26 protein-coding genes and 1 tRNA gene are annotated in these 22950 nt (G+C 55.8%); 7 read left to right on the top strand and 20 right to left on the bottom strand.

Annotated features, from left to right (window positions below):
• The first annotated feature begins 23 nt into the window (after positions 1–23).
• Positions 24–1013 (top strand): aldo/keto reductase, encoded by a 990-nt coding sequence (locus CLM71_RS04540; RefSeq protein ID WP_105229946.1) that lies wholly within the window; start codon positions 24–26, stop codon positions 1011–1013.
• A 34-nt stretch (positions 1014–1047) separates the two neighbouring features.
• On the opposite strand, the gene CLM71_RS04535 is transcribed toward CLM71_RS04540, so the two are convergent.
• Complete coding sequence (locus CLM71_RS04535; RefSeq protein ID WP_105229945.1) at positions 1048–1941, bottom strand: LysR family transcriptional regulator; 894 nt, start codon at positions 1939–1941, stop codon at positions 1048–1050.
• A 299-nt stretch (positions 1942–2240) separates the two neighbouring features.
• On the opposite strand from CLM71_RS04535, the gene CLM71_RS04530 reads away from it, so the two are divergent.
• Positions 2241–2579 carry a helix-turn-helix domain-containing protein gene (locus tag CLM71_RS04530; RefSeq protein ID WP_105233218.1) on the top strand — a complete coding sequence of 113 codons (339 nt, stop codon included), beginning with the start codon at positions 2241–2243 and terminating at the stop codon, positions 2577–2579.
• A gap of 174 nt (positions 2580–2753) precedes the next feature.
• Here the strand turns inward: CLM71_RS04530 and CLM71_RS04525 are convergent, their stop codons facing one another.
• The 4 genes from CLM71_RS04525 to CLM71_RS23860 form a co-directional block, all read right to left on the bottom strand.
• The gene (locus tag CLM71_RS04525; RefSeq protein WP_105229944.1) at positions 2754–3218 is read right to left on the bottom strand and encodes a DUF943 family protein; all 465 of its coding nucleotides are present in this window, start codon (positions 3216–3218) and stop codon (positions 2754–2756) included.
• A gap of 49 nt (positions 3219–3267) precedes the next feature.
• On the bottom strand, positions 3268–3714 hold the full coding sequence (locus CLM71_RS04520) for a DUF943 family protein (protein ID WP_234008646.1): 447 nt from the start codon (positions 3712–3714) through the stop codon (positions 3268–3270).
• A 120-nt stretch (positions 3715–3834) separates the two neighbouring features.
• Positions 3835–4209 carry a putative T6SS immunity periplasmic lipoprotein gene (locus CLM71_RS04515; RefSeq protein ID WP_105229942.1) on the bottom strand — a complete coding sequence of 125 codons (375 nt, stop codon included), beginning with the start codon at positions 4207–4209 and terminating at the stop codon, positions 3835–3837.
• A gap of 125 nt (positions 4210–4334) precedes the next feature.
• Complete coding sequence (locus tag CLM71_RS23860) at positions 4335–4691, bottom strand: putative T6SS immunity periplasmic lipoprotein (RefSeq protein WP_158684782.1); 357 nt, start codon at positions 4689–4691, stop codon at positions 4335–4337.
• A 352-nt stretch (positions 4692–5043) separates the two neighbouring features.
• Between CLM71_RS23860 and CLM71_RS04510 the strand changes: the two genes are divergently transcribed.
• Together CLM71_RS04510 and CLM71_RS04505 are read left to right on the top strand one after the other, a co-directional pair.
• The gene (locus CLM71_RS04510; protein WP_105229941.1) at positions 5044–5412 is read left to right on the top strand and encodes a tlde1 domain-containing protein; all 369 of its coding nucleotides are present in this window, start codon (positions 5044–5046) and stop codon (positions 5410–5412) included.
• Positions 5409–5747 carry a hypothetical protein gene (locus CLM71_RS04505; RefSeq protein WP_105229940.1) on the top strand — a complete coding sequence of 113 codons (339 nt, stop codon included), beginning with the start codon at positions 5409–5411 and terminating at the stop codon, positions 5745–5747. Before CLM71_RS04510 ends, CLM71_RS04505 begins: the two co-directional genes overlap by 4 nt.
• A 180-nt stretch (positions 5748–5927) precedes the next feature.
• On the opposite strand, the gene CLM71_RS04500 is transcribed toward CLM71_RS04505, so the two are convergent.
• The gene (locus CLM71_RS04500; protein ID WP_105229939.1) at positions 5928–6395 is read right to left on the bottom strand and encodes a GNAT family N-acetyltransferase; all 468 of its coding nucleotides are present in this window, start codon (positions 6393–6395) and stop codon (positions 5928–5930) included.
• 138 nt (positions 6396–6533) lie between these two features.
• Between CLM71_RS04500 and CLM71_RS04495 the strand changes: the two genes are divergently transcribed.
• On the top strand, positions 6534–7574 hold the full coding sequence (locus CLM71_RS04495; RefSeq protein WP_004966524.1) for an IS630 family transposase: 1041 nt from the start codon (positions 6534–6536) through the stop codon (positions 7572–7574).
• 355 nt (positions 7575–7929) lie between these two features.
• Here the strand turns inward: CLM71_RS04495 and CLM71_RS04490 are convergent.
• The 6 genes from CLM71_RS04490 to gpt all read right to left on the bottom strand — a co-directional run bounded on the left by CLM71_RS04490 (position 7930) and on the right by gpt (position 13151).
• A tRNA-Thr gene (locus CLM71_RS04490) sits at positions 7930–8005 on the bottom strand.
• A gap of 202 nt (positions 8006–8207) precedes the next feature.
• The gene (proA, locus tag CLM71_RS04485; protein WP_105229938.1) at positions 8208–9461 is read right to left on the bottom strand and encodes a glutamate-5-semialdehyde dehydrogenase; all 1254 of its coding nucleotides are present in this window, start codon (positions 9459–9461) and stop codon (positions 8208–8210) included.
• A 9-nt stretch (positions 9462–9470) separates the two neighbouring features.
• Positions 9471–10574, bottom strand: coding sequence for a glutamate 5-kinase (proB, locus tag CLM71_RS04480; RefSeq protein WP_105229937.1), 1104 nt, complete (start codon positions 10572–10574; stop codon positions 9471–9473).
• 107 nt (positions 10575–10681) lie between these two features.
• Positions 10682–11083, bottom strand: a complete 402-nt coding sequence (crl, locus tag CLM71_RS04475; RefSeq protein WP_105229936.1) for a sigma factor-binding protein Crl — start codon at positions 11081–11083, stop codon at positions 10682–10684.
• A 60-nt stretch (positions 11084–11143) separates the two neighbouring features.
• Positions 11144–12391 carry an esterase FrsA gene (frsA, locus tag CLM71_RS04470; protein WP_105229935.1) on the bottom strand — a complete coding sequence of 416 codons (1248 nt, stop codon included), beginning with the start codon at positions 12389–12391 and terminating at the stop codon, positions 11144–11146.
• Positions 12392–12692: 301 nt separating this feature from the next.
• A complete protein-coding gene (gene gpt / locus CLM71_RS04465) occupies positions 12693–13151 on the bottom strand; it encodes a xanthine phosphoribosyltransferase (protein ID WP_105229934.1) in 459 nt (152 codons plus the stop codon).
• Positions 13152–13542: 391 nt separating this feature from the next.
• Between gpt and pepD the strand changes: the two genes are divergently transcribed.
• Positions 13543–15003, top strand: a complete 1461-nt coding sequence (pepD, locus tag CLM71_RS04460) for a beta-Ala-His dipeptidase (protein WP_105229933.1) — start codon at positions 13543–13545, stop codon at positions 15001–15003.
• A 30-nt stretch (positions 15004–15033) separates the two neighbouring features.
• Here pepD and dinB read toward each other — a convergent pair whose 3' ends face one another.
• Positions 15034–16098 (bottom strand): DNA polymerase IV, encoded by a 1065-nt coding sequence (dinB, locus tag CLM71_RS04455; protein ID WP_105229932.1) that lies wholly within the window; start codon positions 16096–16098, stop codon positions 15034–15036.
• 152 nt (positions 16099–16250) lie between these two features.
• Between dinB and CLM71_RS04450 the strand changes: the two genes are divergently transcribed.
• On the top strand, positions 16251–17171 hold the full coding sequence (locus CLM71_RS04450; RefSeq protein WP_105229931.1) for a glycerophosphodiester phosphodiesterase family protein: 921 nt from the start codon (positions 16251–16253) through the stop codon (positions 17169–17171).
• Between the two features lie 9 nt (positions 17172–17180).
• On the opposite strand, the gene nqrM is transcribed toward CLM71_RS04450, so the two are convergent.
• From nqrM to CLM71_RS04415, 7 genes are read right to left on the bottom strand one after another with little or no spacing between them, the layout of a single operon-like run.
• Positions 17181–17408: a (Na+)-NQR maturation NqrM gene (nqrM, locus tag CLM71_RS04445; RefSeq protein ID WP_105229930.1), complete on the bottom strand. Its 228-nt coding sequence runs from the start codon at positions 17406–17408 to the stop codon at positions 17181–17183.
• 7 nt (positions 17409–17415) lie between these two features.
• A complete protein-coding gene (locus tag CLM71_RS04440; protein ID WP_105229929.1) occupies positions 17416–18447 on the bottom strand; it encodes an FAD:protein FMN transferase in 1032 nt (343 codons plus the stop codon).
• The gene (gene nqrF, locus CLM71_RS04435; RefSeq protein WP_105229928.1) at positions 18448–19671 is read right to left on the bottom strand and encodes an NADH:ubiquinone reductase (Na(+)-transporting) subunit F; all 1224 of its coding nucleotides are present in this window, start codon (positions 19669–19671) and stop codon (positions 18448–18450) included.
• A 27-nt stretch (positions 19672–19698) separates the two neighbouring features.
• Positions 19699–20295, bottom strand: a complete 597-nt coding sequence (nqrE, locus tag CLM71_RS04430; RefSeq protein WP_105229927.1) for an NADH:ubiquinone reductase (Na(+)-transporting) subunit E — start codon at positions 20293–20295, stop codon at positions 19699–19701.
• Between the two features lie 6 nt (positions 20296–20301).
• Complete coding sequence (locus tag CLM71_RS04425) at positions 20302–20931, bottom strand: NADH:ubiquinone reductase (Na(+)-transporting) subunit D (RefSeq protein WP_105229926.1); 630 nt, start codon at positions 20929–20931, stop codon at positions 20302–20304.
• Positions 20924–21718: a Na(+)-translocating NADH-quinone reductase subunit C gene (locus CLM71_RS04420; RefSeq protein ID WP_105229925.1), complete on the bottom strand. Its 795-nt coding sequence runs from the start codon at positions 21716–21718 to the stop codon at positions 20924–20926. Before CLM71_RS04420 ends, CLM71_RS04425 begins: the two co-directional genes overlap by 8 nt.
• Entirely contained in the window at positions 21708–22949 is a 1242-nt protein-coding gene (locus CLM71_RS04415) for an NADH:ubiquinone reductase (Na(+)-transporting) subunit B (RefSeq protein ID WP_105229924.1), read from the bottom strand. Before CLM71_RS04415 ends, CLM71_RS04420 begins: the two co-directional genes overlap by 11 nt.
• Position 22950 lies beyond the last annotated feature (1 nt).

The following is a 22950-nucleotide window of genomic DNA, read 5'->3' as shown; positions in this document are numbered from 1 at the left end:
CGCCACAGAAGAGGTAGTTATCGATGCAAAAACGTTATCTTGGTAAATCCGGCCTGGAAGTGTCGGCATTAGGACTGGGTTGCATGGGGCTGAGCTACGGCTATGGCCCGGCGACCGATACCCGTCAGGCCGTCGAACTGATTCGCGCCGCCGTTGAGCGCGGCGTGACTTTCTTCGATACCGCTGAAGTCTATGGCCCGTACCTGAATGAAGAGGTGGTGGGCGAAGCCCTGAAGCCGCTGCGCGATCGGGTGGTTATCGCCACTAAATTTGGCTTTACCTTTGGTGATGATAACAAGCAGCAGATTTTAAACAGCCGCCCGGAACACATCCGTGAAGCGGTGGAAGGTTCACTGCGCCGCCTCAACACTGAGGTGATTGATCTGCTGTACCAGCACCGCGTCGATCCCGACGTCCCGATCGAAGACGTGGCGGGCACGGTGAAAGATCTGATTGCCGAAGGCAAGGTCAAACACTTTGGCCTTTCCGAAGCCGGAGCGCAAACCATTCGCCGTGCGCATGCCGTCCAGCCGGTCACCGCCCTGCAGAGCGAATACTCAATGTGGTGGCGTGAACCCGAGCAGGAAATCCTGCCGCTGCTGGAAGAATTGGGAATTGGCTTTGTGCCGTTCAGTCCGTTAGGCAAGGGCTTCCTGACCGGCGCCATCACCGCCGGGACGACGTTCGGCGCGGACGATTTCCGCAGCAAAGTACCGCGCTTTACGGCAGAAGCGATTGAAGCCAATGAAAAACTGCTCACGCTGCTGGGCGAACTTGCCGCAGAAAAAGGTGCGACCCCGGCGCAGATTGCGCTGGCGTGGCTACTGGCGCAAAAACCGTGGATTGCACCCATCCCCGGCACCACAAAACTGCACCGGCTGGAGGAGAACCTGGGGGCTGCCGCCATCATCCTGTCTCAGGACGATTTGCGCAAAATGTCCCAGGCGCTGGAGACGGTGAAAATCGTCGGCGAGCGCTACCCCGCCGCGCTGCAGGCTCGGGTCGGCCGGTAAGGCTTAAACCGGCTTGCGGCACACCACAGGCCGGTTACTCCGAATAGCGCAGCGCATCTATCATCAACGCAAAGGCGGGCGGATGCTGCTTACGGCTGGGATAATACAGATAATACCCCGGAAATGAGGGGCACCAATCCTGCAGAACCTGGACGAGTTCCCCGGATGCAACCTGCTCCTGCACCATATCCTCTGGCACACAGGCAAGGCCGAATCCCGACAGCACCGCATCCATCCTTTCCGACAGCAGATTCAACGTCAGCTGCCCTTCAACCCTGACGCGCAGCGGCTTCCCGTCCTTTTCAAACTCCCAGTGATACAGACCGCCGGCGGTGGGCAGGCGCATATTGATGCATCGATGATGCTGAAGCTCATGCGGCGTCTGCGGAATGCGCTTGGCCGCAAAATACTCCGGCGCGCCGACGACCGCCAGACGCATATCCGGCCCTATTTTCACCGCAACCATGTCCTTATCGACGCTTTCACCAAGCCGCACGCCGGCATCGTAACGCCCGGCGACAACATCGACAAAGCCATTATCCACCACCAGTTCGACATTGATTTGCGGATATTCCCGAAGGAACGGTTTCAGCTTTGGCCACACCAGGCTGCGTGCGGCATGCTCCCCCGCCGACAGGCGGATATTCCCGGAGGCGGTGCCGTTGAGCTGAATCAGCGCCTCCAGCTCCTGCTCCAGATCGGTAATGCGTGGTTCCAGACAGGCAATGATTCTTTCGCCGGCTTCCGTTGGCGCAACGCTGCGGGTGGTCCGGGTCAGCAGGCGTATATTCAACCGCGCTTCCAGCGCCTTCATCGCATGGCTGAGCGCGGACTGCGAAACCCCAAGCTTAGCGGCCGCCTTGGTAAAACTTCTCTCCCTGGCAACCACAAGAAAGCTCTGCAGTTCGTTGAAGTTCTCTTTCAGCATTAGCGGTTTCCTTATTTACAACACTCATGAAAGCCATTCATAGATGCAATCATTTTAGCCCCGTTACTAACAATAATGATAATTGATATTCTTTCCCTATCGCCAACAAACCGGAACTGGCTGGCATTTTTTGCGGCGGTGTATATCACATATTGAAAAACGTGCGCAGATAATCAAACTCATACCGCCCCGATGGGCCTAACTGAGTGGTTCAGCACATGGCCCCGCGCACTGAACGCCATGGCAGGAGAAGACGCGCCGAGCGCCTGGTCAGGACAGCGGCTATCAAGGGTGAAATCATGATAAAAACAGAAGACATCATCGAAGAAATAACCCTGTGGATTGACTCAAACATTCATAAACCCCTGCGAATTGAGGATGTGGCATCCCGGGCCGGGTATTCCAAATGGCACCTGCAGCGTATTTTTTCTCAGGTGCAAAAAATCAGTATTGGAAAATATATAAGGGAGAAAAGGTTAGCACTGGCAGAAAAGGAGCTTGTTGAAACCAACGCCCCGATTATCGACATTGTTTGTAAATACGGTTTTGATTCACAGCAGACGTTTACCAGAGTATTTTCAAGGAATTATAAGCTGCCGCCGTCAAAGTACCGGGATATGAAGAGAATGAAGGACTGAAACAACACCCCTGCTCGCGCCTAATGGGCGTATTTTATCTCTGATTGTGCACGATACACGCCAACCTCAGGGCGAAAGTGCCTACCCTTCGGCAAACGTGCCGGGTGGCGCCACGATGATGCAGAGTCTTGCTGGCTGCCAAACCGACCTTTATAGATGCAATAGGCATCGCTATTACTCACGCTCAACGTTGACCACATCTCCGTTATCTTGCAGTAAATAGCGGCCGTCATATGTAATCAATAACGTACGATAATTTTTTATCTGTCTTACGGAAAACACCGCGTTCTTATCAATACAATTATCCTTGGCTTTCCTGGCATCAAAACACAGCCTGTCATACTTCCCTTCCTCTTTATAGCCGCTGCCAAAATCCCAAAAAGTTATGGTAAAACTACCATAGCTTGCCGGTTTGGGAATACTATAGCGCTCCTTTAGCATATCTTTATTATTCAGCCACCAGTCTATTTTTCCACGGTCCGTGAGAGGAAAGTCCTTGACCAAAACATCGCTAAAATTATCATTCTCATAAACTGCGACAATTTCAACCGTACACAGCGAGAGCCAAACGAAAGACCCAACAAGGAGACAAGTAATCATTGCCGGTATATAGAGCAGCTTTTTATTCATTAATTTCATTCCGTTAAAAACCACTCTCCAGGTCAAGTCCATGACGTAAAAAATCGTTTTACCACCCTTTCGTTTTCACAATATCGCCATTACCTTTCACCATATAGCGCCCATTATCCACGGTGAAAAATACGCTCCCAGCACGGTTATTGCTAACAATAAGTACGGCATCTTTTTCAATGCAGTTCACATCTGTCTTCATCTCAGGAAAACAAATCCTGTCGTATTTTTCTTTCTTTTTATAGCCGTCGCCAAAATCCCAAAAAGTAATGGAGAAACGTCCAGAATCAAGGGATGGGTTAGGTATACCATAGTTTTTACTTAACTTATCCTTATTCTCCAACCACCAGTTTATTTTACCTTTATCTGTTAAAGGGAAATTAGTTACCAAGACATCGCTGAAGTTGTCATTTTTATGGACTACTATAATCTCAATCGGACGTAGCAACATCCAGGACAAACAAACGATAAATGTGCATACAACCAATAGCGACACATAACGTATAGTTTTATTTTTTCTTTCATTGCGTCCTCCATGATTCTTTGAAAGCAACTGACGACTGTTCGCTAATGGTATTATATACTTTACTCATCTAGCCTACGGAATATTTCCTCCATCATGATATTAATTGACGGCATAATTTAAATTACCGATGTAAAAGTTAGCTTGAATCAATTTTTGCCGTTTCGACTTATCGTTATCCAAGCCATAATAGACAACGTAGTTCCTATCATTTTTGAAGTGATAACCAAACGTAGGTAAGCATTGACCACTCACAATTCTAAAAGGGACATCATCAAACAGTTTCCTAAATGACGCCTCTTTTTCGCTAGTAATTTGAATTGAGGTAATGCGATCGCCTAAATTAACAGGGTATAATACGCATGGTGCGTTACCCTCTATCTTAACATCTGCGTATAGCGTTTCCGGTAAACGATCGCCAGAACCAGGGCAACCAGAGAGAAGTAAAATGGAGCATATAATAAAAAACTCTTTCATTAATTGCCTCTTCCTTATGATAACCCTTTCAGGGCAGTGGCAGCTATACGTTAAACGCCGGTAACTTCACCAATAGCACCGACACAAAAATGATATATCCAATTATCATTCGGACAACATATACGTCACGGTTTACTATAAGTTTTTGTTACCTTTTTATGGTCATCGGTTATAAATTCAAATCTGTAATACTGACCGCTAAGCACGTAGAGCAGCTCATAATTCGTACCCCCCTTCAATGGTAAGGGAATACAAGTATCAGGATATCGCCTTACGATACCGTCCTCCATTGCCAGTGGCTTTTTATGATTATTTTCTGATGAGCTTAATGAGTAATACTCCAGTGTATCCCCAGGAGAAGAAGTTATACATATACGGTTTTTATCTACAGTAGCATCCCCTTCTTGATGAAAAGTAAGCCTATCGCCAGCACATCCCGTTAGAAATACAAGTAAAACGAATAAAGAAGGATATTTAATCACTTAAGAAAACCTCCTGATAATTTCTTGCATTCACCAACCAAATAATTCACAACTACGTCGCAGCATAGTTCGTTAATACTTCCTTATCTTATCTATAAAAACAACTAGAAAACCAATATATTTACACCATAAAAAACACATAAGAACAGTCATATTAATTATTATTCATAATAAAAACATCATGACTAGTTTATATTATCGAGAATTATAACCCACTGTTACATCATGTATACTTTGATCTATGGCACATTTATTAAAGCAGAGAAAGGAAACATCAAGAATCTATGGCAAGATATCTAAGACATGGAACTATGCTCGTATTTAACATGGTTATACTTAAAGGGATATTGATATGGCTTGGGTTTATCAGCAAAGCACAGGAAAATTATCTAGAAATGGAAAATTGGTTAGTATTGGGTATGCGGGCGCGGATAAAGGAAAGAACAATCCAGAGCTTCAGAACGTGACCAACGTTGGTCCCTTGCCGAGGGGAAAATACATCATCACCGGACGCCCATTTCATCATCCCACCACAGGAAAATATTCCATTCGCCTGCAACCGTGCCCATCAAATGAAATGTTCGGGCGAGCTGGCTTCTTGATTCATGGTGATAGCATTGCCCGACCAGGGACAGCATCTACCGGTTGCATTATAATGCCACTACGAACACGACAGGAAATATGGGCAAGCAACGACAGATACCTCGAGGTGATCCTATGAATAAGCTTTTACTGATCGCCGGGCTGATGTTCACCATCTCCGCCGGGGCAGCATCTCCCGGCTGTACATCATGGCCGATGAACATGGCTGAAGTCTGGATGAAAAATGAAAAAATTGTTGATATCGCAGATATTGACGAGGCAAAAACAGAATCCAAACTGCTGGCTATCGAGAAACATGACAAAGGAGAATACACACAGATTTATCACTTTGTATTTCATGATAAAAATGGGAATAAGTACGAAGTAATCACGCAAAATGACGCATCGGACGAGGAGTGCTCATTAAGCGACGTTAATGTGTTCTTGATATCTAAAAGCACAGACAACCACTGACAGCAGTAGCCATCTCAGCGGTGTCTGTCTGGAAACTGTCGTGAGGATAGGAAATACTTATGGTTGTGGATGCAATTCAATACGATGCGACTCTGATATAAAGATCTGCTGAAGTTGGCAATCAAGAAGGTGACTCGTCTGTTATGCGAGGAGCAGACGTTATAACGGATCCCGTGTATCTCATAAAGTTAGTTGTATATTCTTGTACATGAAAACACTTAAAGGATCTGCGATATAAGGGGGAAACGCCTCACAAACCACATATCCGCACCGGCGATATAGAGCTATAGCAGGTTGCTGATGAATACCTGTTTCAAGGCGTAATTGATGGCAAGTATTTTCTAACGCGAGACTTTCAAGAGATGTAACAATTTGCTCTCCGAGTTTACGCCCTCTATATTCTGGACGAATATAAACCCGTTTCACCTCACCAAAGCCTTCTTCCTGAAGGAGTAAAGCGCCGCAACCTGCCGGAACTCCATACTTATCTCGTGCAATTACACATCGCAGTTTATTATCACTGACACTGGAAAAATTCAGACAGTGATTACTTTCATCTGGATACAGCTCTCTTTGAAAAGCATCAAGCTCACTCACCAGACAATCTAACTCAGAATCACCTTTGATTACTTCTGAAATATAGAACATCGGTCATCCCCAATTTATCATCCTGACTTATGAATCTAAATAGCTGCGCGGAATAGTAGATCACTTTGAGGGAACTCAGTCCGGATTGTGCGATCTGATCAATCGCTGAATATCCCAAATCACTAACCGGACTGAGCGATGCCGATCATAGCACCTATTCCCCGTGACGAACGACGCCTGATGCAGAAAGCAATCCATAAAACGCACGATAAAAATTATGCCCGCAGGCTGACTGCCATGCTGATGCTACATCGGGGTGACCGCGTCATCGACGTTGCCAGAACGCTCTGCTGTGCCCGTTCCTCCGTCGGACGCTGGATTAACTGGTTCACGCAGTCAGGTGTTGAAGGCCTCAAATCACTCCCCGCAGGGCGTTCCCGTCGCTGGCCTTTTGAGCATATCTGCACGTTATTACGTGAGTTGATAAAACACACTCCCGGTGATTTTGGCTATCAGCGTTCACGCTGGAGTACCGAATTGCTGGCAATAAAAATCAATGAGATAACCGGATGTCAGTTACATGCCGGGACCCTTCGCCGCTGGCTGCCATCGGCCGGGATGGTATGGCGCAGGGCCGCGCCAACTCTGCGTATCCGTGACCCGCATAAGGATGAAAAGATGGCGGCAATCCACAAAGCACTGGACGAATGCAGCGCAGAGCATCCGGTATTTTATGAAGATGAGGTGGATATCCATCTTAATCCCAAAATCGGTGCGGACTGGCAGCTACGCGGGCAGCAAAAACGCGTGGTGACGCCGGGACAGAACGAAAAATACTATCTGGCCGGAGCACTGCACTGCGGCACGGGCAAAGTCAGCTACGTGGGCGGCAACAGCAAAAGTTCGGCGCTGTTCATCAGCCTGCTGAAGCGGCTTAAAGCGACGTACCGGCGGGCGAAAACCATCACGCTGATCGTGGACAACTACATTATCCACAAAAGCCGGGAAACCCAGCGCTGGCTGAAGGAGAACCCGAAGTTCAGGGTGATTTATCAGCCGGTTTACTCGCCGTGGGTGAATCACGTTGAGCGGTTATGGCAGGCGTTGCACAACACGATAACGCGCAACCATCAATGCCGTTCAATGTGGCAACTGCTGAAAAAGGTACGGCATTTTATGGAAACCGCCAGCCCATTCCCCGGAGGAAAACATGGCCTGGCAAAAGTGGAGCGGTATTAGGCGCAGCTATTTAGCACGTACATTCAGTCCTGCTGAAGATATTGACTAACCCACTGTTACCGGGATGGAGATTATTGAGTGGCTTAAGGTATCAACGTCCGTTTCTGGCGCACAGCAGACTCAGCCATGCTGGCAAACAACAGTGAGTACTGACCAAGCGTTTCAGCAACCAACCTTTGAAATCACATTCTTTATCAGCCAGAGCACTGCTCGTCAAACTTGCAATGTGGTGACATGTTGATCTTGCCTATGAATCGCTGACGCATTTGCTTTTGCCACCCAACACGAAAACGCACTTTGGTGCTGAACAAAGCAAAACGCCGAAACGATAACTTAATGATTTTATGCAGGAATATGGTGCCGATAATAGGAGTCGAACCTACGACCTTCGCATTACGAATGCGCTGCTCTACCAACTGAGCTATATCGGCTTTGGGAGGTGGATCTGCGGGCAGATCGGCGTGCGTTGAACAACTTATGCAAAAGCTGGCGATGAGTCAATAGGCGGCTAATCGTTCGCTGAATATCTCATCAACCGTATACTTATTGTGGGCTAAATCCGTCGCGGGCGGCAGAAATAAACGGGGCGCAGCATGCTGCGCCCCGCCGACTTGGTTACCCGCTCGCTACGCGTCAGCCGCGCACCAGATCGTCGCCGTAGCCAATCCACTTATAGGTGGTCAGCGCGTCCAGCCCCATCGGGCCGCGGGCGTGTAGTTTCTGCGTGCTGACCGCCACTTCCGCGCCCAGGCCGAACTGGCCGCCGTCGGTAAAGCGGGTGCTGGCGTTCACGTAAACCGCCGAGGAGTCCACCGCACGGACAAAGTACTCGGTGTTGCTCAGCGAACGCGTCAGGATAGCGTCGGAATGGTGAGTGCCGTGGCTGCGGATATGGTCAATCGCCTGGTCGATATCGTCCACCAGCGTCACGTTCAGATCCAGCGACAGCCATTCGTCTTCGTAATCTTCCGCCTTCACCGCAGTTACCTGCGCCGGACCGCCCTGCAGCAGCGGCATCGCGCTGTCGCTGGCGTGCAGCGTCACGCCGGCCGCCGCCATCCGGGCGCTGAGCGCCGGCAGGAAGCTGTCGGCAATGCTGCGGTTCACCAGCAGCGTCTCCACCGAGTTACAGGCGCTGGGGCGCTGAATTTTGGCGTTCTCAATCACCGTCAGCGCCTTGTCGTAATCCACATTGTCATCAACATAGATATGGCACACGCCGATACCGCCGGTAATCACCGGAATGGTGGACTGCTCGCGGCACAGCTTGTGCAGGCCGGCGCCGCCGCGCGGGATCAGCATATCGACGTAGCGATCCATCCGCAGCAGTTCGTTCACCAGCGCCCGGTCCGGGCTGTCGATCGCCTGTACCGCCGCCGCCGGCAGGCCGCACTGCTCCAGCGCCTGCTGGATTACCTTAACCGTCGCCTGATTGGTGTGATGCGTCTCTTTACCGCCGCGCAGGATCACCGCATTGCCGGTTTTCAGGCACAGGCTGGCAACGTCGATGGTGACGTTGGGCCGCGCCTCATAAATCACGCCGATCACGCCCAGCGGCACGCGCCGACGCTCCAGCTTCAGCCCGCTGTCCAGCAGGTTGCCGTCCAGCACCTGGCCGACCGGATCGTTCAGGCGGCACACCTGCCGTACGTCGTTGGCGATCGCCGTCAGGCGCGCCGGCGTCAGCAACAGGCGGTCCAGCAGGGCTTCGCTCATCCCGCTGGCTCGCGCCTGCGCCATATCCTGTTGGTTAGCCTGTAAAATGATGTCGCTGTCGGCTTCCAGTCTGTCGGCCATCACCGACAACACCTGATTTTTTTTCGCCGTGCTGAGCACCGCCAGTTGCCAGGAGGCCTGCTTGGCGGCCTTCCCCATCTGCTCGAGCATGCTTACTCCTTAACTTACGATCATATCGTCGCGGTGCACGGCCACCGGGCCGTATTCATAACCGAGAATGTCACTGATTTGCTGTGAATGGTGCCCGGCGATCATGCGCATGGCATCGCTGTTGTAGCGGCTGACGCCGTGGGCCAGATCGCGCCCCGCCAGGTTGCGGATACGGATCACTTCGCCACGGGAAAAGTCGCCCTTCACCTCGCGGATGCCCTTCGGCAGCAGCGAGCTGCCACGCGCCATAATGGCATCGACGGCGCCGTCATCCACGGTGATCTCGCCGGCCGGCGGTGCGCCGAAGATCCAGCGTTTACGGTTCTCCAGCGGGGCTTCCAGCGCGTGGAAGCGGGTGCCCACCGGATGGCCGTCAATCACGTCGGCCACCACGCCCGGCTTGCCGCCGGCGGCGATCACCACGTCGATGCCCGCCCGGCAGGCTACGTCTGCCGCCTGCAGCTTGGTGCCCATTCCGCCGGTGCCAAGGCCGGAAACGCTGTCGCCGGCAATCGCCCGCAGCGCATCATCAATGCCGTGCACTTCGCGAATCAGCTCCGCCTGCGGGTTGTTGCGCGGGTCGGCGGTGAACAGGCCCGGCTGGTCGGTCAGCAGCAGCAGTTTGTCCGCGCCGGCCAGGATCGCCGCCAGCGCCGACAGGTTGTCGTTGTCGCCGACTTTGATCTCTGCGGTGGCAACCGCGTCGTTCTCATTGATCACCGGCACGATGCGGTTATCCAGCAGCGCATTCATGGTATCGCGCGCGTTGAGGAAACGTTCGCGGTCTTCCAGATCGGCGCGCGTCAGCAGCATCTGCCCGACGTGGATGCCGTAGATCGAAAACAGCTGTTCCCACAGTTGGATCAGGCGGCTCTGCCCTACTGCCGCCAGCAGCTGTTTAGAGGCGATGGTGGCGGGCAGTTCAGGGTAGCCCAGGTGCTCACGCCCGGCGGCAATCGCCCCGGAAGTGACAATAACAATGCGGTGACCCGCAGCATGTTGCTGTGCGCACTGGCGCACCAGCTCGACAATATGGGCTCGGTTCAGACGCAGCGATCCGCCGGTCAACACGCTGGTGCCCAATTTCACAACCAATGTCTGGCTGCCGTTCATAATTATTCGCCGTTGAAAAAGAAGAAATGCAGAGGACTTTGTAACAGGAGAGACGCGTTATGCCAACAGGCACAACGCGAATTCAGTGCAATTGCCGGGGAAACCGCCTAAGCAGAAAGTTTGATCGGCTGCTCGTTAAAATCGTCGGCAGGTTCCAGCGACAGTTCCATCCCGTTCAGCAGCTCCGCCAAACGCTGATGGAAATCCCGCAGCGTGGTTTCCAGCTTGTCTTTTACTTCAGCATCTTTAATCTTTTCCGGCTGCCATACGCCTTCTTTATTAAACAGCCCGAACTGATAAGTATAGGTAAAACGTGCATCATCCGCCTGCAGCTCAATCCACCAACCCCAGAACTCTCGCTTCTCCGGCGCGGGTTTCACGTTGACGCATACGGCCAGACAGTCAAAGAAAAACCGGTCGTTCTCACATTGCCCTTCACGCAGGTACGGCCCCAAGCTGGCAAATCGTTTCATTAGTCGGCTTTTAGGGTGACCACTCGGTAACGTCATACTGCAACCTCCTTAATGTAGACCCCTCTTTTTAACAAACTGTTAAAAATTAGCAACTCTTTAACGCATTTTGTCATTCAGCCAGCTACTCATCTGCTGCAGCGCCTTGTGGAAGCTGCGGTAAACCGGCGCGCGTGGAATCGCCAGCAGTTTGCCGTCCAGCGACGAGGAGGCAATCAGCTGCGACTCCGCTTTTGCACTGAGCGGGTCCTGCTCCCAATAGCCGGACAGCATCGGCGTGTAGCAGCGACGGCCGAGCAGGCCCTGCATTTTCAGTGAGTAGCGGTTCAGTTCCATTTTCAGCACATTATCGGAAGCGTCGGCCATGCCCATCCGGCTGGCCAGCACGTCCATATACATGTCCGGCACCTGCTGCTGGTTGCGGGCATCGCACAAAATACCGTGCACCACCGGGCCCAGGCAGGCTACGCCGCGCAGGCGCTGCGGTTCCAGATACGCCAGCCGCACCGCCACGTTGGCGCCAAAGCGGAAGCCGAAGGCGGTCACCCGTTGATGGTCGACCCAAGGTACGCCGGGCAGCTGGTTCAGCACCTGCTGGTGCAGGAAGCTGGAATCCTGCGTCAGTTTCCATTTGGAGGAGGCGCCGATTGACGGCATATCGATGGTCAGCATCGCAATGCCCAGCGGGGCCAGATAATCGTTAAACAGGCGGTGGTAGTCGGTCTGCAGCGTATCGAGGCTGCCGCACATCAGCACCGTCGGGAACGGCGCCTTGCCCTGCTCCGGCATATGCAGGAAGCCGGTAATCGGGCTGCCGCCTTCAATCTTGAACTCCAGCTCCTTCAGCTGATAAGGCAGCAGCAGCGCCGCCTCTTCATAGGCGCGGTTGGCCAGTACTTCGGCCTGCTCTGCCAGCTCGTCGCCCTTCAGGTGCGGATAGCCGGCGATGCTGTAAAAGTTGGCGGCACGCAGCCAGTGCCTGCCCGCCTGCAGCGGGTCCTGCTGTTCCAGCGCGCGCTGCTGCCACTGCATGCCCTGATGCACCCACTCGTAAATCCAGTTGCCGTTGCGGTAGCCCACCACGGTATCGAGCAGGCGCTCGTCGCTGTGTTCCGCCGCGGAGGCCGCAATGCGTGACAGCACCTCGACAATCTCCACCGCGTCCACGCCGCGCCACGACCACAGCAGGCGGTTCAGCATGCGGTACCAGTTATTGGCGGTGTCGCCTTCCAGCGGCGAGTGCATGCTGGCAGAGCGGGCGTGCGGCGCACGCTGAATCAGCGTCGACGTCTCGCGGTGCTTGAATGAGGGCTTGAATAAAATCTCAGAAAGGTTGGCTTGTGCCATGGTAACAACAGCCTCCGTAAATCTGGCGCAGGCGAAAAACGGCCTGATGATTGCCTGTAGTGTACCTAACTCCGGCGGCGGAAACCAAACTATCTCATTGTTAAATATGCGTTAATTTTACGCATCAATGCGGCGAAAGCGCCCGCTAGCGCACTGATAACTAATCCGTTTATCGCTAATAGCGGCGGAAAAAAGCGCCGGACGGCAGGGGAAAAAACGGCGGGAATTTACAAAAATAAAGCGGCAGGAGGCCTGAAAATGCCAACGCCCGGCATCACCGGGCGTTTCAACAGCGTGACGCTTAGCGGCCGCCGATCGGTGGGACGAAGCTGACGCCCATATCCCAAGGCTGTTCGATCCAGGTATCCTGCGGGATGTCGACCACGTAGTCGTCCACCAGCGGGCGACCGGCCGGCTTGGCGAAAATGGTGACGAAGTGGGCTTTCGGGTACATGTCGCGGATGGCTTTCGCGGTGCCGCCGGTATCCACCAGATCGTCAACTACGATGAAACCTTCGCCGTCACCTTCAGCGCGCTTGAGGATTTTCATCTCACGCTGGTTGTCGTGGTCATAGCTGGAAATGCAGACGGTATCGACGTGGCGAATCCCCAATTCACGCGCCAGCAGCGCTGCCGGCACCAGGCCGCCGCGGCTTACCGCGATAATGCCGGTCCATTTTTCGGCAGGCAGCAGGCGATGCGCCAGTTTGCGCGCTTGCATTTGCAACATATCCCAGGTAACAACGTATTTTTCGCTCATAAAAGGTGTCCCAGCCAGTGTAAAATCGGCTTACTAAATGTTCAGGGGAAAAAAGGTTGCGCGAGATTATAGAGATTGGGCGCGCTGAATACCAGTTGAACCGAGGAATTGATCGCGAATTCGTTACCGCCCGCCTCTGGCGATTCATGCTGAAAAAGCCGGCAACTTCCTATAAAACCGCGCCCTTTTACCGATTATGCAGCGTGATACGGCACGCGCAACGGCGCAAATAAAATGATATTCTCTGACTATCGTGCCGACGCGGCACATAGCTAGCCACGCTAACGGCAGCCGCCCCGGCCACGCGTTTATCTCCGCCGGGCATTGCCCTTAACTTAACCGCACGGCCTCCGCCGTCTGAGCCGGAAGCGCCGTCAACAGGAGACTCAACGTGTCTGAATTGTCTCAACTTTCACCACAGCCGCTGTGGGACATTTTCGCCAAAATCTGCTCGATTCCGCACCCTTCTTATCATGAAGAAGCGCTGGCGCAGCATATCCTCGACTGGGCCAAAGAGAAAAACCTGCACGCCGAGCGCGACCAGGTCGGCAATATTCTGCTGCGCAAGCCTGCCACCAAAGGCATGGAAAACCGTAAGCCGGTCGCGCTGCAGGCGCACCTGGATATGGTGCCGCAAAAGAACAACGACACCGTGCACGACTTCGCCAAAGATCCGATCCAGCCGTATATCGACGGTGAATGGGTCAAAGCGCGCGGCACCACGCTGGGCGCGGACAACGGCATCGGCATGGCTTCCGCGCTGGCGGTGCTGGCGGATGACAGCGTTGAGCACGGCCCGCTGGAAGTGCTGCTGACCATGACCGAAGAAGCCGGCATGGACGGCGCGTTCGGTCTGCAGCCGAACTGGCTGCAGGCGGATATCCTGATCAACACCGATTCGGAAGAAGAAGGCGAGATCTACATGGGCTGCGCCGGCGGGATTGATTTTATCACCACCCTGCCGCTGCAGCGTGAAGCGCTGCCGGCCGGTTATCAGACGCTGAAACTGACCATCAAGGGCCTGAAAGGCGGCCACTCCGGCGCGGATATCCACCTGGGTCTCGGCAACGCCAACAAGCTGCTGGCCCGCTTCCTGTTCGCTCACGCCTCGCAGCTCGGCCTGCGCCTGCTGGAGCTGAACGGCGGCACGCTGCGCAACGCTATCCCGCGTGAAGCCTTCGCCACCGTGGCGGTCGCCGCGGACCAGGTTGAAGCGTTGAAAGCGCTGAGCCAGGAGTTCCTGGCGACGCTGCAGAACGAACTGGCGGCAAAAGAGAAAAACATCACCGTGCTGCTGGAGCCAAGCGACAGCGCGCAGCAGGCGCTGACCGCCGACAGCCAGCAGCGTTTCCTGGCACTGCTGAACGGCACGCCAAACGGCGTAATCCGCATGAGCGACGCGGTGCAGGGCGTGGTGGAAACCTCGCTGAACCTCGGTGTGATCACTACCAGCGACAGCGAAGCAGAAATCATCTGCCTGATCCGCTCGCTGATCGACAGCGGCAAAGACTACGTGGTCGACATGCTGACCGCGCTGGGCCAGCTGGCGGGCGCCAAAGTGGTGCCGAAAGGCGGCTACCCGGGCTGGCAGCCGGACGCCGATTCAGCGGTGATGCATCTGGTGCGCGAACTGTATCAGCGCCTGTTTAACAAGACGCCGAACATCATGGTGATCCACGCCGGTCTGGAGTGCGGGCTGTTCAAGAAGCCGTATCCGGATATGGATATGGTCTCTATCGGGCCGACCATCACCGGGCCGCACTCGCCGGATGAACAGGTGCAGATCGAAAGCGTCGGCCTGTACTGGCAGCTGCTGACCGAACTGCTGAAAGCCATCCCGGAGCGCGACTAAGCACGCATCAGGGCCGGGTTCATCCGGCCCTTAACCGTCCCACGGCAGCAGCAGCTGCCGTTCTATCTGCGGATCCAGTAAGGTGACGTGCAACCCCACCAGCCGGACGCCGCGCCCTTCACGCCGCTCACGCCACACCTGCTGCGCTACCGCCAGCAAGTCCTCCCGGTTCAGCACCGGCCAGACGTGCTCCTGCGTGGTCAGTTGGAAATCCTGAAACTTCAGTTTCACCCCCTGACGGGCAATATGCAGATCGGGTTTTACTTTGCGCAGACGCGCTTCCAGCTCGGGGTAGAGTTTGTCGACAATCAGCGTCTCGCACTGCGACCAGTCGTGAATATCCTCTGCCAGCGTGCGTTCCACGCCGACCGATTTACGCAGCCGCTCCGAGGAGACCTGACGTTCGTCAATCCCCTGACTGCGCTCCCACAGCACCCGGCCGAACTTGCCGAAGCGCTTTAACAGCGCGGCCAGATCGTAACGCTGCACGTCGGCGCAGGTGTGCAGCCCCAATTCTTCCAGCCGCTTGGCGGTCACCTTACCCACGCCGGGAATTTTGCCAAGCGGCAACTGCTGCAGAAAAGGCGCCACCTGCGCCGGCGGGATCACATACTGTCCGTTAGGTTTATTCAGATCGGAGGCGATCTTGGCAAGAAACTTGATCGGCGCCACGCCGGCCGAGGCGGTGAGCTGCAGTTCATCAAAAATGGCCTGCCGGATTGCTTCCGCCATCAGCGTGGCCGAGCCGTTGCATTGCGGGCTGTCGGTCACGTCCAGATAGGCTTCATCCAGCGACAGCGGTTCAATCAGCGAGGTATAGCGCGCAAAGATCTGGCGAATATGCTGCGAGGCCTCTTTATAGGCCGCCATGCGCCCCGGCAGCAGCGTCAGCTGCGGGCACAGCTTCAGCGCCATCGCGGTCGACATCGCGCTGCGCACGCCGTAGCGACGCGCCGGATAGTTGGCGGTGCTGATCACGCCACGCCGTTCGGCACTGCCCCCGATCGCCAGCGGAATATCCCGCAGGCTGGGATTGTCGCGCATTTCCACTGCGGCAAAGAAGCAATCCATATCGACATGAATGATTTTACGCATCGCGCCCTCCGGTAACACTGTATAAGTATACAGCAAAATTATCGGTACTCAATACGGGGCCTGGGCAATATCTGAATACAGGCGGCAGGGAGTAAAAAAAGCGTCATTTTTCAGCCGTATGATAACGCTAGGTCAAATTCAGGAAGGTTATTATGTTGCCACTACGCGCTCTGCCCGCGCTGCTGTTACTGCTGTGCACCCCGCTGTTGAACGCCGTTGCCGCGCCGCAGCCGGCGATTATCGCCCACCGCGGCGGCACCGCCGACGCGCCGGAAAATACCCTGCCGGCCATCCGCAGCGCCTTGGACAACGGCGCCGATGCCGTGTGGATCACGCTGCAGCAGGCCAAAGACGGCGTCATCGTGCTGTATCGCCCCGCCGATACGCAAGCACTCACTAACACCCGCGGCCCGGTCTCCGCCTACAGCGCCGAACAGCTGGCGCAGACGGATGCCGGCTGGGCCTACGCCCGCAGCGGCAACCACCCGTACCGCGCGCAGGGCATCGGCATTCCCCGACTGGCAACGGTGCTGCAAACTTTTCCGCACGCCACCTTCTATCTGGACATCAAGTCGCCGGACGCCGATCCGGCCCGCTTCGCCCGCGCGCTGCTGACGACGCTGGAAGCGCAGCACGCGCTGACGCGCACCCGGGTCTATTCCACCGATGCCCGTTACCTGCAAGCGCTGCCGCCGCAGATTGCGCGCTTTGTCAGCCGCGATGAAACCCGCAGCCTGCTGGCTAACGTCACCATGGCGCACCGCTGCCAGCTGCAGCCGCACGGTAATGCGCCCCGCTGGTACGGGCTGGAACTGACGCGCGAAGTCGAGGTGGTGGAAAAATACACGCTGGGCGAAGGACGCTCCAAGGCACAGCTCAGTTGGGACGATGAATCGATGGCCTGTTTCCGCTCGCAAGGGCCGGCGCAGATTGTCTTATTCGGCGTCAACTCGCCGCAGGCTTACCGGCAGGCGCAGATATTAGGCGCAGACGCGGTAATGGTGGATTCGCCCAAACAGGCGCAACGGTGGCGGGAGAAAAATCAGGGCGCGGTCAGCCGCGCCCCGGAATGATATCAACGACTATAAAATACGGTGCTTTTCCAACTGTTCCCGGCGCTGCGCCTCTTTCGCCAGGCGCTTTTTACGCGCATCGCAGGGTTCCGGGCAGTCGCAGACTTTCTCCATCCCCAGCGCGGTGATGCCGCCGCAGCTGCCCTGCAGGCTTTTGCGTTTAAACACATAGCCCAGCGACATGCCGCCGATAATCAGCAGAAATAACACGAAGGTGGCAACAAATACCGTCAGCATAGCGGCCTCACAGGATTTTCTTCATATACGGTTCAAAGGCTGCGGAATAGCGCTCTTCAAAACCGTCGTCGGTTTTCACGATCATATAGACCGGGATCCCGAGCAGGTTGGCCAGCGCCATGCCGCGTTCCGGCCCCATCACGTCCAGCCCGGTCGACAGGCCGTCGGCGGTCATACAGGTCGGGCTGATGACGGTAATCGACGCCAGGCGGTGCTCAACCGGCCGGCCGCTGCGCGGATCGATGGTATGCGAATAGCGCACGCCGTCCTGCTCGAAGTAGTTGCGATAGTCGCCCGAAGTGGCGATCGCCATATTGCCGGGCTGAATCACCAGCTGTGCGCGCTGTTGCGCGTCGTCGCTGGGCCGCTCGATGGCAATCCGCCACGGCTGCTCCTTGCCGTTCAGACCACGGGTGCGTACTTCGCCGCCGATATCCACCATGTAGTTTCGCACCTGCCGGGATTGCAGATAGTTCACCACCACGTCGACGCCGTACCCCTTGGCGATCGACGACAGGTCAACATACAGTTCCGGGATATGCTTCACCAGCGCATTGCCCTGCACCGCCAGCTTGTCGATGCCGGTCCAGGCGCGGCGCTGCGCCAGTTCTGCGGCCTCCGGCACCTGGGTTCTGCGCCCTTCCGGGCCAAAGCCCCACAGGTTGACCAGCGGCCCGACGGTGACGTCCAGCGCGCCGTCGGTCACGCGGTTAATACGCAGCGCCTCGCTGACCACCTGCGCCGTCGCGGCGGACACCGGAAACGGCGTATCGACCGCGCGGCTGCGGTTAAAGCGGCTTAGTTCCGAATCCGGCCGGTAGGTCGACATCTGGTCGTTTACCAACTCCAGACGTTTGTCGATCTCCGTCTGTATCTCGCTGGCCGACGGCGTATCGTCGCCGGGCAGATAGCGGATCGAATAGGAGGTCCCCATGGTTTTACCCTCGAGGCTCACCTGCGCCGGCCCGCATCCGCTTAATAACAAGGTGGCGCCAAGCGCCACCAGTGTTAGCCAGCCTTTCATTGCTGACGCGCGCATTTAGCCACCAAAGTCATCAAGCATGATGTTTTCATCTTCAACGCCCAAATCCTTCAGCATCTTGATCACCGCGGCGTTCATCATCGGCGGCCCGCACATGTAGAACTCGCAGTCTTCCGGCGCCGGATGGTTCTTCAGGTAGTTCTCCAGCAACACGTTGTGGATAAAGCCGGTGTAGCCGGTCCAGTTATCCTCAGGCTGCGGATCCGACAGCGCCACGTGCCAGGTGAAGTTTTCGTTCTCTTCCTGCAGATGATTGAAGTCATCTTCATAGAACATTTCACGCAGCGAGCGGGCGCCGTACCAGAAGGTAATCTTGCGCTTCGAGTGCAGGCGTTTCAGCTGGTCGAAAATATGCGAACGCATCGGCGCCATACCCGCGCCGCCGCCGATAAAGATCATCTCGGCGTCGGTCTCTTTGGCGAAGAACTCGCCGAACGGCCCGGAGATCGTCACCTTATCGCCCGGCTTCAGCGACCAGATATAAGACGACATGATGCCCGGCGGCACATCCGGATTGTTCGGCGGCGGCGTGGCGATACGCACGTTCAGCATGATAATGCCTTTTTCATCCGGGTAGTTCGCCATGGAATACGCACGCACCGTGGTGTCGTCAACCTTGGAGCGGTAGCGGAACAGGTTAAACTTGTCCCAGTCGCCGCGGTACTCTTCCGGCACGTCAAAATCGGCATAGCCGATATCGTGCGCCGGCGCTTCAATCTGAATAAAACCGCCCGCACGGAAAGGCACGTCTTCGCCGTCCGGGATCTTCAGCTTCAGCTCTTTGATAAAGGTCGCTTTGTTGTCATTGGAAATGACTTCGCATTCCCATTTCTTCACGCCGAAGATCTCCTCCGGCAGCTCGATTTTCAGATTCTGCTTCACGTTGACCTGGCAGGCCAGGCGGCAGCCCTCTTTCGCTTCGCGCTTGGTGATATGCGACAGTTCGGTCGGCAGGATATCGCCGCCGCCTTCTTTGATCACTACCCGGCACTGGCCGCAGGAGCCGCCGCCGCCGCAGGCCGAGGAGACGAAAATCCCCTGACCGGACAGCATATTGAGCAGCTTGTCCCCCGCCGGCGCGTGGAAGCTTTTATCCTTGTCTCCGTTGACTTCAACGGCCACGTCGCCCGTGTTCACCAGTTTAGATTTGGCAAACAGGATCAGTAGCGCCAGCACCATGACGATGCAGGTGAACATCGCTACGCCTAAAATAATTTCCATAAATTTTCCGCCTTTATCTCTGGGTTATTACAACTGAACCCCGGAGAAGGACATAAAGCCCAACGCCATCAGCCCGGTGGTAATAAAGGTGATGCCCAGACCGCGTAACCCTGCCGGCACATCGGCATACTTCAGTTTCTCGCGGATCCCCGCCATCGCGACAATCGCCAACATCCAGCCGGTGCCGGAGCCGAAGCCGTACACCACAGATTCCGCGAAGTTGTAGTCACGCTGCACCATGAAGGACACGCCGCCGAAGATGGCGCAGTTCACGGTAATCAGCGGCAGGAAGATGCCGAGGGCGTTGTACAGCGACGGGAAGAAGCGATCGAGGATCATCTCCAGAACCTGTACCAGCGCCGCAATCACCCCGATAAAGGTGATGAAGTTGAGGAAGCTCAGATCCACACCGTCCATCAGCGCGCCGTCGCGCAGAATCAGGTTATAGACCAGGTTGTTCGCCGGCACCGCAATGCCCAGCACGATGGTGACGGCAATCCCCAGACCAAAGGCGGTAGAGACCTTCTTCGACACCGCGAGGAAGGTACACATGCCGAGGAAGAACGCCAGCGCCATGTTTTCAACGAAAACGGCGCGGACAAACAGACTGATATAATGTTCCATCGCCGATTACTCCTTTTCAACCTGCGCAGGCTTCAGCGTGCGCAGCGCCCAAATCAGCAGGCCGATAATAAAGAATGCGCTCGGCGCCAGCAGGAACAGGCCGTTCGGCATGTACCAACCGCCGTTCTGCAGCGTTTCCAACACCGACACGCCGAACAGCTTGCCGGAACCGATCAGCTCACGCAGGAAACCGACCAGGATCAGAATCACGCCGTAGCCCAGCCCGTTGCCGATGCCGTCCATAAAGCTTTCGATCGGCGGCGACTTCATCGCATAGGCTTCGGCGCGTCCCATCACGATACAGTTGGTGATGATCAGCCCGACGAATACCGACAGCTGTTTGGAGATTTCAAACGCGTAGGCGCGCAGCACCTGGTCAACCACGATCACCAGCGAGGCGATAATCGCCATCTGCACGATAATGCGTACGCTGTTGGGAATGTGATGACGGATCAGTGAAATAAAGAAACTGGAGAACGCCGTCACCAGCGTGACCGCAATGGTCATCACCACCGCCGTTTCCAGCTTGGTGGTCACCGCCAGCGCGGAACAGACGCCCAGCACCTGCAGGGCAATCGGGTTGTTGTCAAACAACGGCCCCAGCAGGACCCGTTTAATCTCTTTGGAATCAGCCATTTTTCAGCGCTCCTTCACGAACTTTTTTCAGGAACGGGCCAAAACCATGTTCGCCCAACCAGAAATCAAAAGTGTGCTGTACGCCGTTGGAGGTCAGGGTCGCGCCGGACAGGGCGTCCACGCCATGAATATCCCCTGCGGGCGCGCCGCCTTTCACCACGCGGATGGCCGGCTTGCCGCTGTCGTCAAACAGCTTCTTGCCCACCCACTGCTGGCGCCAGGACGCATTTTCCACCTCACCGCCCAGCCCCGGGGTTTCCCCCTGGTCGTAGTAGGTGATGCCTTTGACCGTGTCGCCATCGCCGTCGACGGCGACAAAGGCGTACATCATCGACCACAGGCCGGTGCCGTATACCGGCAGCACGATTTTGCTGACCGCGCCGGCGTCGTCGCGCACCAGGTAAATTTCAGCCTGGTTGCTGCGACGCTTGATGCCCGCCGGATCCTGCGCCGCCGGCAAGGCGATGCTCTTGGCGTTATCGCGCAGCGCTGCGGCCTGATCGAACGATGTCGCATCGCCCTGCACGAAATCGCCGCTGTTCAGATCCACCAGCCGCGCCTCAATGCGTTTGTCGAAGATTTGCTTCACCTGCTCGCCGGGCATCGCCGGCTGCAGCAGCCCCGCCACGTCCAGGATATTGCGCTGCTTATCCAGCAGCTTTTGCTCCTGCTGTTTGGACTTCAGGCCGACGGCGGAGCCCGCCACCACCACTGAACACACCAGACACAGCAACAGTACTACCAGCAGCGTTTTACCGATGCTGTCATTTTTTGCTTCACTCGCCACGGGCTTTTCTCCGCTTGATGTTAGCCTGCACCACCAGATAATCGAACAGCGGCGCGAACAGGTTGGCGAACAGAATCGCCAGCATCATCCCTTCTGGATAGGCCGGGTTGACCACGCGAATCAACACGCACATCACGCCGATCAGGATGCCGTACCACCACTTCCCTTTGTTGGTGAAGGCGGCGGAAACCGGGTCGGTCGCCATAAAGATCATGCCGAAGGCGAAACCGCCCAGCACCATGTGCCAGTACCACGGCATGGCGAACATCGGGTTGGTGTCGGAGCCAATTGCGTTAAACAGATAGGCGGTGGCGATCATGCCGAGCATCACGCCGGCGACGATGCGCCAGGAAGCGATGCGGGCAAACAGGATAATCGCGCCGCCGATCAGGATCATCAGCGTGGAGACTTCACCAACAGAGCCGGGAATGTTGCCGAGGAAGGCGTCCATCCAGGTGATGGAGTGGCCGGTCGCCACGTTGCTCAGGCCCTGCGCGCCGCCGGCGCTCCACTGGGCCAGCGGGGTTGCGCCGGAGAAGCCGTCCGCCGAGGTCCACACCAGATCGCCGGAAATCTGCGCCGGGTAGGCGAAGAACAGGAACGCGCGCCCTGCCAGCGCCGGGTTGAGGAAGTTGCGTCCGGTGCCGCCGAAGATCTCTTTGGCAATCACCACGCCGAAGGTAATCCCCAGCGCCGCCTGCCACAGCGGCAGCGTCGGCGGTACGATCAGCGCAAACAGAATCGAGGTGACGAAGAAACCTTCGTTAATCTCATGCTTGCGGATGATGGAGAACAACACTTCCCAAAAGCCGCCGACGATAAACACCACGGCGTAAATCGGCACAAAGTAGGTTGCCCCCAGCACCATTTTACTGACCCAGCCGGCGTCCGGCGCCAGCGAGGCGCCCAGCCACTGCGCCAGCACGTAGTGCCAGTCGCCCGCCAGCACCTGTTGCAGCTGATCGCCGCTGTACATCTGGTGCAGCGCGGGGATCGCCTGCTGCCCCACGTTGTACATGCCCCAGAACATCGCCGGGAATACCGCCATCCACACCAGGATCATCATGCGCTTCAGGTCGATGGCGTCACGCACGTGCGAAGCGCCGTGCGTCACCGTGCCCGGCGTGTAGAAGACCGTAGTGGTGGCTTCATATAACGGGTACCACTTTTCCAGCTTGCCGCCCGGCGTGAAGTGATGCTCGATTTTCTCAAAATAGTTCTTCAGGCCCATG

This window comes from Serratia sp. MYb239 (assembly GCF_002966855.1).
In the GTDB taxonomy this organism is placed as follows: Bacteria; Pseudomonadota; Gammaproteobacteria; order Enterobacterales; family Enterobacteriaceae; genus Serratia_B; species Serratia_B rhizosphaerae.
The sequence above is the reverse complement of the archived record's forward strand: the minus strand, read 5'-3'. Positions and strand labels throughout refer to the sequence as shown.